Source organism: Pseudomonas sp. AK181, from assembly GCF_051122975.1.
Taxonomy (GTDB): domain Bacteria; phylum Pseudomonadota; class Gammaproteobacteria; order Pseudomonadales; family Pseudomonadaceae; genus Aquipseudomonas; species Aquipseudomonas lactis.
Genome location: NZ_CP146348.1, coordinates 6,501,612 through 6,515,226 on the forward strand (window position 1 = coordinate 6,501,612; position 13,615 = coordinate 6,515,226).

The following is a 13,615-nucleotide window of genomic DNA, read 5'->3' on the forward strand; positions in this document are numbered from 1 at the left end:
TTATGCCCTCTCGCCGCGAATGGAAACAGCCGGGAAGGGGTATTGCTCGTTGCGTTCCACCCAATCCATGAAGTCGGCGCGGGCGCCGGGGAAGCCGATCATGGTCCAGCCGACCATGCCTTTATTGCCACCGTGGATAGGGTCGCAGAAGAAGCCTTCCTTGGTGTTTTGCAGCAAAAGGTTGAAGAACATCTTGGGCGGCACGGCGTCGAAGTGCGCCGCCACTTCACTGCCGCCAGCCTCCAGACGCCTCAGCATATCGTCTCGGGTAGCGCTGTCTTGCGCAGCAAAAGCTTTACCGTTGAACGCTTTCGACCAGGCATCCGTGGCAGCAATGCCCAGGCGATAGATCTCCTTGGGCACCAATTTGCTCTGCCAGCCCATCTCCGGCGCTGCATCGGCGTTGAACGGGCCTTGCATGAACCACAGGGCGCCACTGGCGTAAGGGGTGTTCATCTGGCGGTCGATGTATTCCGGCGCGCCAGCCTCCAAGGCACCTGGGCCCTGGGCGTCAGCGGGAATCAAGCGCTCGACGGCGGCGTTGATAAACGCCCATTCCTCGGCCGTGAAATAGCTTGGCTCGTAGGCTTTATCGCTGACCGCAGGCTTGGCCGGCTCGGCCTGGGCAGGCTCCGGCGTGGCCATCAACATCGAACCGCCAAGGCCGGTGCTGGCAACCGTGACCACCGGGATCAAGGTCAAGGATTTGCGTAAAAAGTCACGCCGGGGGTTGTCTTGATCTTGATCAGACATAGGTACACCTCATCATGTGGTCACGGGTTTATCCGCCGCTTCTGGGAGCAGCGTGAAGGCTTTGCGGCTAATTGGATCCAAGCAGATACAGCACAATGGCAAACATTAGTTACAAATGATAGCAGGCTAAGAATTCAGCGGCGTCAATTGGGCGACAAAAACACCGGATCAGATCGCAAGTATCACGATTCTTTGACGCGGACCTCACGCCGTATTGACCCGCCTTGAGCAAGTCTGTGGCCCATCAGCCACTTCCTCCCTCGGTCACAACGTTCATGTTCAACACACGCATACTGCTCGTTCTCGGCCTGACGCTCATGAGCCTGCTCAACACCGTACAAGCCGATGAGGCTGCGTCGATCCGCTCGCCGGAATGGGCCCAGCCGGTGGGTCACCAATACAACCTGCATCAAATGACACCCACGCTCTATCGCAGTGCATTGCCGGACGAGCGTGCGCTGCCCCTGTTGCAAACGCTCAAGATCGCTACGGTCATCAACTTCCTGCCGGAATCTGATGCGCAGTGGCTCCAATCATCTGATATCAAACAGGTGCAGTTGAGTTATCGCACCAACCACGTCGACGATTCCGACGTGCTGGCGGCGATCAGGGCGATTCAGGCAGCAGAGGCCGATGGCCCGGTGTTGATGCACTGCAAGCATGGCGCCGACCGCACCGGCCTGATGGCAGCGATGTATCGGGTGGTGGTGCAGGGGTGGAGCAAGGAGGACGCGCTGAACGAAATGACCTTGGGCGGCTTTGGCAGCAGCAATGGTTTCAAGGACGGCGTTCGCTACATGATGAGAGCCGATGTCGACAAGTTGCGCATAGCTTTAGCAAATGGGGATTGCAGCACCAGCGCGTTTGCGTTGTGCTCAATGAAAGACTGGATCACCACAACGGGCCAGCAAGAGAAAAAACTGTAGGAGCGAGCTTGCTCGCGAAAAACTCAACAGCGCCGCGCTTATCCAGGATAACGCGCGTTATCGTTAACGTTTTTCGCGAGCAAGCTCGCTCCTACAGGGGGTGCGGGGTTAGTCTTTTTTCAGCTTCGGGTTTGGGAAGAACTGCACTGCCTGCACTTTAGGGTCCGCCGGGGCTTTCAACGCGGAGGTATTGACCCTTGTGCCCAATTCCTTGGGCACCGACAGGCCTTGATCATTGAGCGTATCGGTATACCCGCAGGCCACGCACTCGCGGTGCGGCACGTTGTCTTCGGTCCACATCTTCAATTTGTCCGGCTCGCTGCACGCCGGGCAGACAGCCCCGGCGATAAATTGCTTTTTGGTGATCACAGGCCCTTCACTCATGCTGCCGCGTCCTCACTCAGGCCGCTGTGGCGCAAGAGTGCGTCAATCGACGGCGCGCGTCCGCGGAAGTCGACGAACAGCACCATCGGCGCCTGGGAACCGCCACGCGCCAGGATGGCTTCACGGAACGCACGCCCGGTCTGGGCATTGAGCACGCCGTCTTCTTCAAACTTGGAGAACGCGTCCGCCGACAGCACTTCCGCCCATTTGTAGCTGTAGTAACCCGCCGCATAACCGCCGGCGAAGATGTGCGCGAAGCTGTTGGGGAAGCGGTTGTAGGCCGGCGGGCGCATCACCGAGACTTCATCGCGCACGCCTTCCAGCACCTGGGCCACGCTGCGACCATCGCCATGGGTGGCGTGCAGCTCAAAGTCGAACAGCGAGAACTCCAGCTGACGCACCATCATCAGGCCGGACTGGAAGTTTTTCGCCGCGAGCATTTTCTCCAGCAGGTCCTGGGGCAGGGGCTCGCCGGTTTCGTAGTGGCCGGAGATCAGCGCCAGGCCTTCAGGCTCCCAGCACCAGTTCTCCATGAATTGGCTCGGCAGTTCCACCGCGTCCCACGCCACACCGTTGATACCGGATACACCGGCGTGCTCCACGCGGGTGAGCAGGTGATGCAGGCCATGGCCGAATTCGTGGAACAGGGTGGTGACTTCATCGTGGGTCAGCAGGGCAGGCTTGCCGCTGTCGGCCGGAGTGAAGTTGCACACCAGGTTGGCGACGGGGCTTTGCAACACGCCATCCAGGGTGCGGCGGCGGTCGCGGGCGCCGTCCATCCAGGCACCGCCACGCTTGTTGGCGCGGGCATACAGGTCGAAGAAGAAACGCCCGACGTGCTCGCCGCTCTCTTTGATCTCGAACAAGCGAACATCCGGGTGCCAGGTGTCGAAGCCTTTAAGCTCGGCGATCTCGATGCCGTACAGGCGTTGCACGATGGCAAACAGGCCGCCCAGCACTTTGTCGATGGGGAAGTAGGCGCGCAAGGCTTCCTGGGAAACGCTGTAGCGCTGCTCTCGCAGTTTTTCGCCGTAGAAACCGCTGTCCCAGCTTTGCAGATCAGGGCAGCCTTGCTCGGCGGCATAGGCCTTGAGCTGTTGCAAGTCCTGGGCGGCAAACGGCTTGCTGCGCTTGGCCAGGTCACGCAGGAAGCTCAACACCTGGTCGCTGGACTCGGCCATCTTGGTGGCCAGGCTCAGCTCGGAGAACGACGCATAACCCAACAATTGGGCCAGTTCCTGACGCAGGTCGAGGATCTGTTCCATCACCGGGCCGTTATCGTTCTGACCGGCATTCGGGCCTTGGTCCGACGCACGGGTGCAGTAGGCGGCGTACACCTCTTCACGCAGGGCACGGTCCTGGGCGTAGGTCATGACGGCGTAGTAGCTGGGGAATTCCAAGGTGATCAGCCAGCCGTCGAGGCCCTTGGCCTGGGCGGCAGCGGCCATTTGCGCCTTGGCCGAGTCGGTCAGGCCGGCAAGGGTGGCTTCATCGGTGACGTGCTTGGTCCAGGCCTGGGTGGCGTCCAGCAACTGGTTGGAGAACTTGCTGCCCAACTCAGACAGCTTGCTCTGCACCTCGGCGTAGCGCTTTTGCTGCTCCGGCGGCAAGTCGATGCCCGACAGGCGGAAATCACGCAGGGAGTGTTCCAGAATGGTTTTTTGCGCCACATCGAAACCGGCAGCTTCCGGGCTGTTGGCCAGGGCTTCAAAGGCCTGGAACAGCTCACGGTTCTGGCCCATTTCGGTGGAGTAGGCGCTCAAGGCCGGCAGGCACGCCTCGTAGGCTTCGCGCAGTTCGGCGCTGTTGCACACGGCATTGAGGTGGCTGACCGGGCTCCAGGCCGCACCGAGGCGATCATTGAGTTCGTCCATGGCCAGGACCAGGCCCGCCCACGTCGGATTTTTACCCTGGCTTTGCAGGATCTCTGCGATTGCCACGCGGTTGTCGGCGAGGATCTGTTCGATGGCCGGCTGCACGTGCTCGGCACGGATCGCCGAGAACGGCGGCAGGTCGTAGGACTGCAAAAGAGGGTTGTTCGCGCTCACGGTGGGCACCTTGGCTGAAGAAACATGTAGAACAAAGATGGGGCCATCTTAATTACAATCAACACCCACCGCAGCTATCAGCAGAAGAGAGAGAGGCTATCGTGACCCTTCGCACCTATCAGAACCACACGCCAACCCTCGGCGCCGGGGCGTTTGTCGATATTTCGGCGGTGGTGATCGGCGACGTCGAAATCGGCACTGACAGCTCGGTTTGGCCGCTGACAGTGATTCGCGGCGACATGCACCGCATCCGCATCGGTGCGCGCACCAGCGTGCAAGACGGCTGCGTGCTGCACATTACCCACGCCGGGCCGTTCAATCCTGAGGGTTTCCCGCTGCTGATCGGCGACGACGTGACCATCGCCCATAAGGTCATGCTGCATGGCTGCACCGTGGGTAGCCGCGTCCTGATCGGCATGGGCAGTATCGTGATGGATGGCGCCGTGGTCGAAGACGACGTGATCATCGGCGCCGGCAGCCTGGTGCCGCCAGGCAAGAAACTCGACAGCGGTTTTTTGTATGTGGGCAGCCCGGTTAAACAGGTTCGCGCATTGACTGACAAAGAGCGCGCCTTTTTCACCTACAGCGCGGCGAACTACGTGAAGCTCAAAGACCTGCACCTGGCCGAAGGATTCGATCAATGACCCTGCATCACCCCACCGTCCTGTTCGACCTGGACGGCACCCTCACCGACCCGCGTGAGGGCATTACCCGTTCGATCCAGTACGCCCTGGCCAAACTGGGCATTGATGAACCCGACCTGACCAAGCTCGAACACTTCATCGGTCCGCCCTTGCTGCAGGCGTTCATGCAGTTTTACGCCTTCGACGAGGCCAAGGCATGGGAGGCGGTGAATTTCTACCGTGAGCGCTTCAAGGTTACCGGCCTGTATGAAAACCGCGTGTTCGACGGCGTCATGCCGTTATTGGAAGAGTTGAACAGCCAAGGGCGCCAGCTGTACGTCGCCACCTCTAAACCGTGGGAATTTGCCCGCGAGATCGCGCGGCATTTCGACTTCGCCAAGCACTTCAAGGTGATCTACGGCAGCGAGTTGGACGGCACTCGTACCAACAAGGTGGAATTGATTGCGCATTTGATGCATGAAGAACGGTTGGACCCGGCCACCACCTTGATGATCGGTGATCGCAAGCATGACCTGATCGGGGCACGCAGTAATGGGCTGGATTCGGTCGCCGTGGGGTATGGGTTTGGTAGTTTTGAAGAGCTGCATGCCGAGGCACCGACCTGGCATTTCGAGACGTTAGACCAGATGCACCAGGCGTTTTTGCAGCGGTCTTAAGAGCGATTTCGCAGGCAAGCCAGCTCCCACAGTTGACCGCATCCTCATGTTGAAAATCGGTCAACTGTGGGAGCTGGCTTGCCTGCGATAAGGCCCTAACGGCCAACCCTCTCCAACTGCCTCAACGCCGCTTTCCGCTGCTCCACCGGCAACCCACCCAACCGCTCCACTGCCGCATAAAACCTCACCCAATCCCCACCTTCCTGCGCAAACAACGCCGCAAACGCTGGCACCCATTGGTCATACAACCCAAACGGCAACAGTCGGGCATTGTTCATCGGCTGGTTAATCCAGGCGTCGTAACGCTTGTCACCACCCCATTGGCTATCGCGCAGGTGCCGGTATTCGCTGCGCAACTGTTCGAATTGCGCCGCTTTGGCCCGGCGCATGGCGTCCGCTGCCAACGGCTGCGTGTACAACGTCTCCAGGCGTTTACGGGTATCGAGAATCAGCCGGATAAATTGATCGCGTTGCTTCAACGCCGTATCGCCGACAGGCGCCAGGCCCCGCGCCGCACGCCATTGTCGGGTGCCTTCCTGCTCGACAAAACTGGCATAGGACTCGTTGAACTCGGTGTCGTCCTTCACGTAGAAGCGCTGGTGGGCCAGCTCATGGAAGATCAGCGTGGAGAGGCGCTCATCGCCCCAGCTCATCATCGAACTCATGATCGGGTCGTTGAACCAGCCCAGGGTGGAATAGGCCTCCACGCCACCGATCGACACGTCCATGCCCTGTTGCCGCAACAGCGCCGCTTCGCCGCGCGCCGCGCCTTGGTTGTAGTAGCCGCGATAGGCGACGCACCCGGCGATGGGAAAGCAATGGTTCTGTGGGGACAGAGAAAATTCCTGCGTGGCGAAGACATTCCAGACCACATAGGGTCGGCCGATATCGGCGTACAGCCGATAACTTTGGTTGTCAGGCAGATGCAGGTGTTCACTGGCAAAGGTTCGGGCTTTCTGCGCTTGAGCCAGATGCTCGCGCAGCACTGGCGGGCGAGCAGGGTCGGCGATGACCTCGGCAACCGGCTCCCGGGCTCGCAACAGCTGCCACTGGCCGCTCGCCAACTGGCTGTAATAACTGACACTGGAGCAGCCGCTGAGCAGCACAACCATCAGCCCTGGAAGAAAACGTCTGATCATGCCTGACAGCTCCTGGGAGATTGGTTCGCCAGACTATCGCGCTTGCAGGGGATTTTTCCACGGCGTGGCGTGTTTATACTCAAGCCTCTCTTCGTGTTGAGTACCTGCCATGCGCCAGCTTGTGCTTCCCCTCGCCGCTGTGCTCCTCAGCGCTTGCGCCTATACCCCCATCCCCCCTGTGGACCCGCAGCAGGCCTGGGTCGATTTCACCACGCCAACACCGGGTTCCAAGTTGGTGATGGCTCAGCGCCTGGACGGAAAAAACCTCGACGACGGGCGCTTTTTTCAAATGCCTCCCGGCCCTCATGAGCTGATGGTGCGCTTTGACTTTGAAGTGCCCGCCGGCGGCGGTTTGGGTGGCCTCAGCCAGATGATGTATCGCACCTGCTTCATGACGCTGCAGTACGACCACTTTCAGGCCGGCCAGCGCTATGTGCTGGAGGGGCGCTCACTGGCGTTCACGCCCAACATTCGGCTGTACGACTCAAGCCGCCAGTTATTGGCCGAAGAGCGCAGCGTGAATTGCATCTGAGTCAGTCGTTGTTCTTTTGGTAGAGGATGCGCTTGGTGCCGTTTTCGCAAGAACCAACAATCATGGCTTCGTCATGGTTCTTGGCTTCTTCGGCGGTGATGATTTCCAGGGTGTAGGACGGAATCGCCTTGGCCTGGATATTCACTTCGATTTCTTTCCTGAGCTCTTCACAATCTTTTGGCGCGGCCACGGCCGAAGTGGCCAATACGCCGCAGATGATTGCCAAGGCAAAACGTTTCATGTGTGGAGCTCCCTGAATGCGCTGCGCACGAGTGTGCGCCTAGGCTGCATGGGCTATTCGACCACATTTTTCGAACACGAGTTCTAATTTAACGCAGGACTAAAATGTGGGAGCGGGCTTGCTCGCGAATGCGGTGGATCAGCCGATATCTTTGGTGACTGACACTGCGCATTCGCGAGCAAGCCCGCTCCCACATAAGATGACTGCTGTGTCAGTTGACCAGCGTGGCATCCAAGGTGATGGTTGCATTGAGCACCTTGGACACCGGGCACCCTTCCTTGGCCTTTTTGCTCAGTTCATCGAACTGCGCCTGGCTTGCGCCTGGGATTTTGGCCTTCAGGATCAGATGCACTGCTGTAATCGCAAAGCCGCCCTCGACCTGGTCCAGGGTCACTTCAGCCTGGGTGTCGATGCTGTCAGCCTTGAGCCCAGCGTCGCCGAGAATCATGGAGAACGCCATGGAGAAACAGCCTGCGTGAGCTGCGCCGATCAGTTCTTCAGGGTTGGTACCCTTGCCGCCCTCGAAACGGGCCTTGAAGCCGTAGGGCGCTTCGCGCAGCACGCCGGTTTCCGTGGAAATGGAGCCCAGGCCAGTCTTCAGGTCGCCTTCCCAATGCGCGGATGCCTTTTTAACGATACTCATAGCTTTCTCCTCGAACGGTGGTTTTGCGTCGGTAAGGGTTCTGAGGATAGACGCCACGGCAAAGTTCATCTTGTCGGAAAAACCTAGCAATCCAGTAGGAAATTTCAGACCCTCCTATTGAATCTCGGGTATATGCCCTCATTGCATAGAACATGCACATGCAGCGGCAGGTTTTGGCTCGTTTACAAAAGCCTGTGCGCCCTATTGGAGAAGCAGGCTTATGAAATCGCTGTCCGACGTAAAATTTTCGACCCTCGACCTGGTGCCCGTACGCGCCAACGGCAGCCCGGCGCAGTCGCTGCGTAATTCCCTGGACCTGGCCCAGCATGTGGAGAAGTTCGGCTACCACCGTTTCTGGGTAGCCGAGCACCACAATATGGACGGTATCGCCAGTTCGGCCACCTCGGTACTGCTCGGTTACCTGGCAGGCGGCACCTCGACCATCCGCGTGGGTTCCGGCGGCGTGATGTTGCCTAACCACGCGCCACTGGTGATCGCCGAGCAGTTCGGCACCCTGGAAAGCCTCTACCCTGGCCGTATCGACCTGGGCCTGGGGCGCGCCCCCGGTTCCGACCAGATGACCGCCCGCGCCCTACGCCGTGAACGCTCCGGCAGTGCCGATGACTTCCCCGAAGATGTGGCCGAGTTGATGGCCTACCTGGGCCCACGTACGCCCGACCAACGGGTTATCGCGGTACCGGGCACCGGCACCAATGTGCCGGTGTGGCTGTTGGGTTCGAGCCTGTTCAGTGCGCAATTGGCCGGTGAGCGGGGCTTGCCTTACGCCTTCGCCTCGCATTTCGCACCGCGCTTGATGCATGAGGCGATTCGCGTGTATCGCAATCACTTCAAGCCTTCAGCAGTGCTGGATAAGCCCTACGTGATGCTCGGCATTCCGCTGGTGGCGGCCGACACCGATGAGCAGGCCGATTACCTGGCCACCTCGGTGTACCAGCGTATTCTCGCGTTGATGCGCGGCCAGAGCCTGGTGCAGCGCCCTCCAGTCAAAACCATGGACGGCCTGTGGTTGCCCCATGAAAAAGACGCGGTTGGCAGCTTCCTCGGCCTGGCCATGGTGGGCAGCCCGGCGAAGATTCGCGGCAAGCTGGAGGTGTTGATCGAGCAGACCGGCGCCGATGAGCTGATTTTTACCAGTGACCTGTACGAGCACGCCGATCGGATTCATTCCTACGAGCTGCTTGCACAAGTGATGAAGGGCTGAAATTCAGGCGAAAAAAACCGACGCACTTGCGTCGGTTTTTATATCCACAACACGAGATTAACCGCGCTTGTAGGCAATTTCCTTGGTTCCACCTTCGCAAGTGCCAACTACTTTGTGGTCACTTGGCGTAGCACCTTTGTCCACCACTTCCAGCGAATACCCCGAAGCACCCTTGGCGTCGATTTGCGCGGCAATTTCGCTTTTCAGCTCTTCACAAGGCTTGCCCGCCGCCATAGCGGTACCCGCAATGCTCAACAACCCTACCGCCAACAGAAACGTCTTCATCCGTTACTTTCCTTGCGCTGATCAAAAAGAGCGTGCCGACGCTCATCGCGTCGGCACCCGTTGTTTGTAGCGCAGGTTATGGCAATCGGCCAGCGGGCAAAGTTCAACTCTGCCGATCAACTACTGGCAATGCGGAATCCCACTTTGAGCGTGACCTGGAAGTGCGCAGCCTTGCCATCCTTGATGTGACCACGGGTTTCGGTCACCTCAAACCACTCCAGATGCTTGATGCTTTTGTTGGCTTCAGCCAGGGCATTGTTGATCGCGTCTTCGATGCTGGTGGTGGAAGAGCCTACCAGTTCGACTTTCTTGTACGTGTGATGATCACTCATGGCGTTTCTCCTTTAGGTCGTCAATCAAGACTAGCAGCGAATGTGCGTACTGCTTCAGGCGACCGTTGGGAGGCGAAAGTTCAGAATTACTGCACTTTCTGAAACCGGCGCAGTCGGTATCTACACACGCCACTCAATCACTTCAGGAGATGTCCACATGGCCAACACTTCTTTACGCAAAGCGTCGCTGGAAAGCATGGAAGCCGAGATTTCGAGCCTGCTCAAATCTCTGGAGAGCCTCAAGGACGACGCGTCCGATGAGTCGCGCAAAACGCTGAAGGCCTTGAAAAGCAATGCCGAGAACGCGCTCAAGCACTCTCGTCACCTGATCAGCGACGCCTACGAAGAAAGCAAAGTCAAAATCCGTGAAACCAGCGCTGCCACCCGTGACTACGCTCAAGAGCATCCATGGACGACCGCTGGCGTCGCCGTTGGCGCACTGGGCCTGCTGGCGGCTTACCTGCTGTGCAAGCGCGGTGACTGATTGACCGGTTAAACCGGTTGGCGCAACAGCTCAGCCTTGAGCCATTGCGCCAACTGCCCGGCGCGCCCATCCGCGGCGCGCTTGGGTAACCACAACGCCAGGTGCGCCGGGGTTTCACTGAAGCCCCACGGCGCCACCAGGCGACCCGCTCGCAAGTCTTCTGCCACCAGCGGTTCTGGCGCAATGGCCACGCCCAACCCGGCAACCGCCGCTTCCAGCAAATAATACAAATGCTCAAACCCTTGGCCGAGTTTCAACGCGCCGGGCTCGATGCCGTGTTGCTGTGCCCAACTGGGCCAGGCCTGCGGCCTTGAAGTGGTGTGCAGCAAAACTTGCTCGGCCAGTGCCGACGCCGGAGCCTGGCGCAGCTGTTCAAAATCGGCGAAGCGTGGGCTCATAACCGGGCCGATACGCTCACTGGCCAGCTCATATACCTGCATATCCGCTGGCCACGGCGGCTCAGCGAACACCAGCAAGGCATCCAGCCCAGGGCGGCGCGGGTCCAGATCGCCTTCGCCCGCCGACAGGTGCAGGCGCAAATCCGGCAAGTCGGCATTCAACCGCCCTAGCCGAGGGATAAACCAGCGCGCCAGCAAGCTGCCTGAACAGCCGAGTACGAAAGGTGCATCGGCGCCGCGCTGAGTCAATTCGGCGCACACGTCGCGCAAACGCTCGAAAGCTTCCGCGCTCGCATCGCGAAGCCTTACACCCGCATCTGTGAGTTTAAGGCCGCGCCCATCTTTGACGAACAGGCTCACACCCAAGTGCTCCTCCAGCACTTTCAACTGGCGGCTCACGGCGCCGTGCGTCACATGTAATAGCTCCGCAGCCTGGCTGACACTGTTAAGGCGAGCGGTAGCTTCAAAAGCGCGCAAGGCATTGAGGGGAGGAAGGTCGCGACTCATCTGTGAGTTTTCCTGACAGGTTGCGGCGATCTTATCGGTTTTCAGGCCAAGGCGTCACGCGTAGAGTGACCGTCATTGCCTTTAAACACATTCTTTCCTGGAGCGTCCCATGACTCAGTCCCAGACCGATCTACGCAACGGCCCTGATGCCAACGGCCTGTTTGGTGCGTTCGGTGGCCGCTACGTCGCTGAAACCCTGATGCCGTTGATCCTCGACCTGGCCCGTGAATACGAAGCGGCCAAGGTAGATCCGGCGTTTAACGAAGAATTGGCCTACTTCCAGCGTGATTATGTCGGACGCCCAAGCCCGCTGTACTTTGCCGAACGCCTCACCGAGTTCTGCGGCGGCGCCAAGATCTACCTCAAGCGCGAAGAGCTCAACCACACCGGCGCGCACAAGATCAACAACTGCATCGGCCAGATCCTGCTGGCCCGGCGCATGGGCAAAAAACGCATCATCGCCGAGACCGGCGCCGGCATGCACGGCGTGGCCACCGCAACCGTGGCGGCGCGCTTTGGCCTGCAATGCGTGATCTACATGGGCACCACCGACATCGAGCGCCAGCAGGCCAACGTGTTCCGCATGAAGCTGCTGGGCGCCGAAGTCATCCCCGTGGTCGCCGGCACCGGCACCCTCAAAGACGCCATGAACGAAGCCCTGCGCGACTGGGTCACCAACGTCGACAGCACCTTCTACCTGATCGGTACCGTGGCCGGCCCACACCCGTACCCGGCGATGGTGCGTGACTTCCAGGCCGTGATCGGCAAGGAAACCCGTACCCAACTGCAAGCCCAGGAAGGCCGCCTGCCGGACAGCCTGGTGGCGTGCATCGGCGGCGGTTCCAACGCCATGGGCCTGTTCCACCCGTTCCTGGATGACACCAGCGTCGAAATCATCGGTGTTGAAGCAGCCGGCCATGGCATTGAAACCGGCAAGCACGCCGCCAGCCTCAACGGCGGCGTACCCGGCGTGCTGCACGGCAACCGCACCTTCCTGCTACAGGACGACGACGGCCAGATCATCGACGCCCACTCGATTTCCGCAGGCCTGGACTACCCCGGCATCGGCCCGGAACATGCCTGGTTGCATGACATCGGCCGCGTCCAGTACACCTCGGTGACTGACGACGAAGCCCTGGAAGCCTTCCACAAATGCTGCCGCCTGGAAGGGATCATTCCTGCCCTGGAAAGCGCCCACGCCCTGGCTGAAGTATTCAAGCGCGCGCCAAACTTGCCCAAGGATCACCTGATGGTGGTCAACCTCTCGGGCCGTGGTGACAAAGACATGCAGACCGTGATGCACCATATGGAACAGTCCAAGCAGGAGAAACACTGATGAGCCGCCTGCAAACCCGCTTTGCGCAACTTAAAGAACAAAACCGCGCCGCCCTGGTGACCTTCGTCACCGCTGGCGACCCCGGCTATGACACCTCGCTGGCGATCCTGAAAGGCTTGCCGGCCGCTGGTGCCGACGTGATAGAACTGGGCATGCCCTTCACCGACCCGATGGCCGACGGCCCGGCCATTCAACTGGCCAATATCCGCGCCCTGGGCGCCAAGCAGAACCTGCTGAAAACCCTGCAAATGGTTCGCGAGTTCCGCCAGGACAACAACGACACGCCGCTGGTGTTGATGGGCTATTTCAACCCGATCCACAAATATGGCGTGTCGCAGTTCATTGCCGATGCCAAGGCAGCCGGCGTCGACGGCCTGATCGTGGTGGACATGCCGCCAGAGCACAACGGCGAGCTGTGCGACCCGGCCCAGGCCGCAGGCATCGACTTTATCCGCCTGACCACGCCAACCACCGATGACGTGCGCCTGCCTACTGTGCTCAATGGCAGCTCCGGGTTTGTGTATTACGTGTCGGTCGCCGGTGTAACCGGGGCCGGTGCCGCCACCCTGGAACACGTCGAAGAAGCCGTGACCCGCCTGCGCCGCCATACCGACCTGCCGATCAGCATCGGCTTTGGTATCCGCACACCAGAGCAGGCAGCGGCCATCGCACGCCTGGCGGACGGGGTGGTAGTGGGTTCGGCGCTGATCGATCACATCGCCACGGCCAAGAACGACCAGCAAGCCATTGATGGCGTGCTGACCCTGTGCGCGGCGCTGTCGGAAGGTGTGCGCAACGCACGCAAGTAACTGCCTGTTCGGTCGGTGATCAGACCGTCTAAATATCACCGACTTATACGCTAGGCTTTAGAAGGAGGCGGGCATCTCGCCTAATGTGTAAGAGCGAGCTTGCTCGCGAAAAACTTACGGGCGCCGCGTTCATTCAGCGAGCACGCGTTATCGTTGACGTTTTTCGCGAGCAAGCTCGCTCCTACACAAGGCTAGGCATCGCGTCTCTCCTTTTAACGCACTTCGTGCCCTTTGCCGTCTAACCACCTTCGCAAGCCCCGCAGTCCTTGCCCCTCG

Annotated in this window: 17 protein-coding genes; 8 read left to right on the forward strand and 9 right to left on the reverse strand. The window is 59.8% G+C overall.

What is annotated here, in order from left to right:
* Positions 1-753: a gluconate 2-dehydrogenase subunit 3 family protein gene (locus V8689_RS29505; protein ID WP_003187325.1), complete on the reverse strand. Its 753-nt coding sequence runs from the start codon at positions 751-753 to the stop codon at positions 1-3.
* 275 nt (positions 754-1,028) lie between these two features.
* Here V8689_RS29505 and V8689_RS29510 point away from each other — a divergent pair, with 275 nt between their 5' ends.
* Entirely contained in the window at positions 1,029-1,679 is a 651-nt protein-coding gene (locus tag V8689_RS29510; RefSeq protein ID WP_056790671.1) for a dual specificity protein phosphatase family protein, read from the forward strand.
* 108 nt (positions 1,680-1,787) lie between these two features.
* Here V8689_RS29510 and V8689_RS29515 read toward each other — a convergent pair whose 3' ends face one another.
* Positions 1,788-2,063 (reverse strand): YheV family putative zinc ribbon protein, encoded by a 276-nt coding sequence (locus tag V8689_RS29515; RefSeq protein ID WP_010207776.1) that lies wholly within the window; start codon positions 2,061-2,063, stop codon positions 1,788-1,790.
* On the reverse strand, positions 2,060-4,111 hold the full coding sequence (prlC, locus tag V8689_RS29520; RefSeq protein ID WP_056790675.1) for an oligopeptidase A: 2,052 nt from the start codon (positions 4,109-4,111) through the stop codon (positions 2,060-2,062). Before prlC ends, V8689_RS29515 begins: the two co-directional genes overlap by 4 nt.
* 101 nt (positions 4,112-4,212) lie before the next feature.
* Between prlC and V8689_RS29525 the strand changes: the two genes are divergently transcribed.
* Together V8689_RS29525 and V8689_RS29530 are read left to right on the forward strand one after the other, a co-directional pair.
* Positions 4,213-4,755, forward strand: a complete 543-nt coding sequence (locus V8689_RS29525; protein WP_044270245.1) for a gamma carbonic anhydrase family protein — start codon at positions 4,213-4,215, stop codon at positions 4,753-4,755.
* Positions 4,752-5,411, forward strand: a complete 660-nt coding sequence (locus tag V8689_RS29530) for an HAD family hydrolase (protein ID WP_056790678.1) — start codon at positions 4,752-4,754, stop codon at positions 5,409-5,411. The genes V8689_RS29525 and V8689_RS29530 overlap by 4 nt, the downstream gene beginning before the upstream one ends.
* A 95-nt stretch (positions 5,412-5,506) precedes the next feature.
* Here the strand turns inward: V8689_RS29530 and V8689_RS29535 are convergent, their stop codons facing one another.
* Positions 5,507-6,550: an aminopeptidase gene (locus tag V8689_RS29535; RefSeq protein WP_056790681.1), complete on the reverse strand. Its 1,044-nt coding sequence runs from the start codon at positions 6,548-6,550 to the stop codon at positions 5,507-5,509.
* 109 nt (positions 6,551-6,659) lie between these two features.
* Between V8689_RS29535 and V8689_RS29540 the strand changes: the two genes are divergently transcribed.
* Complete coding sequence (locus V8689_RS29540; protein ID WP_056790685.1) at positions 6,660-7,082, forward strand: hypothetical protein; 423 nt, start codon at positions 6,660-6,662, stop codon at positions 7,080-7,082.
* A 1-nt stretch (position 7,083) separates the two neighbouring features.
* Here V8689_RS29540 and V8689_RS29545 read toward each other — a convergent pair whose 3' ends face one another.
* Positions 7,084-7,323 carry a DUF1161 domain-containing protein gene (locus tag V8689_RS29545; protein WP_056790688.1) on the reverse strand — a complete coding sequence of 80 codons (240 nt, stop codon included), beginning with the start codon at positions 7,321-7,323 and terminating at the stop codon, positions 7,084-7,086.
* A gap of 211 nt (positions 7,324-7,534) precedes the next feature.
* Positions 7,535-7,966, reverse strand: coding sequence for an OsmC family protein (locus V8689_RS29550; RefSeq protein WP_003187311.1), 432 nt, complete (start codon positions 7,964-7,966; stop codon positions 7,535-7,537).
* 220 nt (positions 7,967-8,186) lie between these two features.
* Between V8689_RS29550 and V8689_RS29555 the strand changes: the two genes are divergently transcribed.
* Entirely contained in the window at positions 8,187-9,188 is a 1,002-nt protein-coding gene (locus tag V8689_RS29555) for an LLM class flavin-dependent oxidoreductase (protein WP_034129211.1), read from the forward strand.
* 57 nt (positions 9,189-9,245) lie between these two features.
* Here V8689_RS29555 and V8689_RS29560 read toward each other — a convergent pair whose 3' ends face one another.
* Together V8689_RS29560 and V8689_RS29565 are read right to left on the reverse strand one after the other, a co-directional pair.
* Positions 9,246-9,473, reverse strand: a complete 228-nt coding sequence (locus V8689_RS29560; RefSeq protein ID WP_034134138.1) for a DUF1161 domain-containing protein — start codon at positions 9,471-9,473, stop codon at positions 9,246-9,248.
* Positions 9,474-9,589: 116 nt separating this feature from the next.
* Positions 9,590-9,805, reverse strand: coding sequence for a dodecin (locus V8689_RS29565; RefSeq protein WP_005783406.1), 216 nt, complete (start codon positions 9,803-9,805; stop codon positions 9,590-9,592).
* 157 nt (positions 9,806-9,962) lie between these two features.
* Between V8689_RS29565 and V8689_RS29570 the strand changes: the two genes are divergently transcribed.
* The gene (locus tag V8689_RS29570; RefSeq protein WP_003187304.1) at positions 9,963-10,289 is read left to right on the forward strand and encodes a DUF883 family protein; all 327 of its coding nucleotides are present in this window, start codon (positions 9,963-9,965) and stop codon (positions 10,287-10,289) included.
* A gap of 8 nt (positions 10,290-10,297) precedes the next feature.
* Here V8689_RS29570 and V8689_RS29575 read toward each other — a convergent pair whose 3' ends face one another.
* Positions 10,298-11,194: a LysR family transcriptional regulator gene (locus tag V8689_RS29575; RefSeq protein ID WP_056790691.1), complete on the reverse strand. Its 897-nt coding sequence runs from the start codon at positions 11,192-11,194 to the stop codon at positions 10,298-10,300.
* Positions 11,195-11,303: 109 nt separating this feature from the next.
* Between V8689_RS29575 and trpB the strand changes: the two genes are divergently transcribed.
* Entirely contained in the window at positions 11,304-12,530 is a 1,227-nt protein-coding gene (gene trpB, locus V8689_RS29580) for a tryptophan synthase subunit beta (protein WP_014716306.1), read from the forward strand.
* Positions 12,530-13,339 carry a tryptophan synthase subunit alpha gene (gene trpA, locus V8689_RS29585; RefSeq protein WP_044270232.1) on the forward strand — a complete coding sequence of 270 codons (810 nt, stop codon included), beginning with the start codon at positions 12,530-12,532 and terminating at the stop codon, positions 13,337-13,339. Before trpB ends, trpA begins: the two co-directional genes overlap by 1 nt.
* Positions 13,340-13,615 lie beyond the last annotated feature (276 nt).

Excerpts from the sequence above, each read along its gene's own strand:
- V8689_RS29505 (WP_003187325.1), bottom strand. The coding sequence starts at position 753 with ATGTCTGATCAAGATCAAGACAACCCCCGGCGTGACTTTTTACGCAAA.
- V8689_RS29510 (WP_056790671.1), top strand. The coding sequence starts at position 1,029 with ATGTTCAACACACGCATACTGCTCGTTCTCGGCCTGACGCTCATGAGC.
- V8689_RS29515 (WP_010207776.1), bottom strand. The coding sequence starts at position 2,063 with ATGAGTGAAGGGCCTGTGATCACCAAAAAGCAATTTATCGCCGGGGCT.
- V8689_RS29530 (WP_056790678.1), top strand. The coding sequence starts at position 4,752 with ATGACCCTGCATCACCCCACCGTCCTGTTCGACCTGGACGGCACCCTC.
- V8689_RS29535 (WP_056790681.1), bottom strand. The coding sequence starts at position 6,550 with ATGATCAGACGTTTTCTTCCAGGGCTGATGGTTGTGCTGCTCAGCGGC.
- V8689_RS29540 (WP_056790685.1), top strand. The coding sequence starts at position 6,660 with ATGCGCCAGCTTGTGCTTCCCCTCGCCGCTGTGCTCCTCAGCGCTTGC.
- V8689_RS29545 (WP_056790688.1), bottom strand. The coding sequence starts at position 7,323 with ATGAAACGTTTTGCCTTGGCAATCATCTGCGGCGTATTGGCCACTTCG.
- V8689_RS29550 (WP_003187311.1), bottom strand. The coding sequence starts at position 7,966 with ATGAGTATCGTTAAAAAGGCATCCGCGCATTGGGAAGGCGACCTGAAG.
- V8689_RS29555 (WP_034129211.1), top strand. The coding sequence starts at position 8,187 with ATGAAATCGCTGTCCGACGTAAAATTTTCGACCCTCGACCTGGTGCCC.
- V8689_RS29560 (WP_034134138.1), bottom strand. The coding sequence starts at position 9,473 with ATGAAGACGTTTCTGTTGGCGGTAGGGTTGTTGAGCATTGCGGGTACC.
- V8689_RS29565 (WP_005783406.1), bottom strand. The coding sequence starts at position 9,805 with ATGAGTGATCATCACACGTACAAGAAAGTCGAACTGGTAGGCTCTTCC.
- V8689_RS29570 (WP_003187304.1), top strand. The coding sequence starts at position 9,963 with ATGGCCAACACTTCTTTACGCAAAGCGTCGCTGGAAAGCATGGAAGCC.
- V8689_RS29575 (WP_056790691.1), bottom strand. The coding sequence starts at position 11,194 with ATGAGTCGCGACCTTCCTCCCCTCAATGCCTTGCGCGCTTTTGAAGCT.
- trpB (WP_014716306.1), top strand. The coding sequence starts at position 11,304 with ATGACTCAGTCCCAGACCGATCTACGCAACGGCCCTGATGCCAACGGC.
- trpA (WP_044270232.1), top strand. The coding sequence starts at position 12,530 with ATGAGCCGCCTGCAAACCCGCTTTGCGCAACTTAAAGAACAAAACCGC.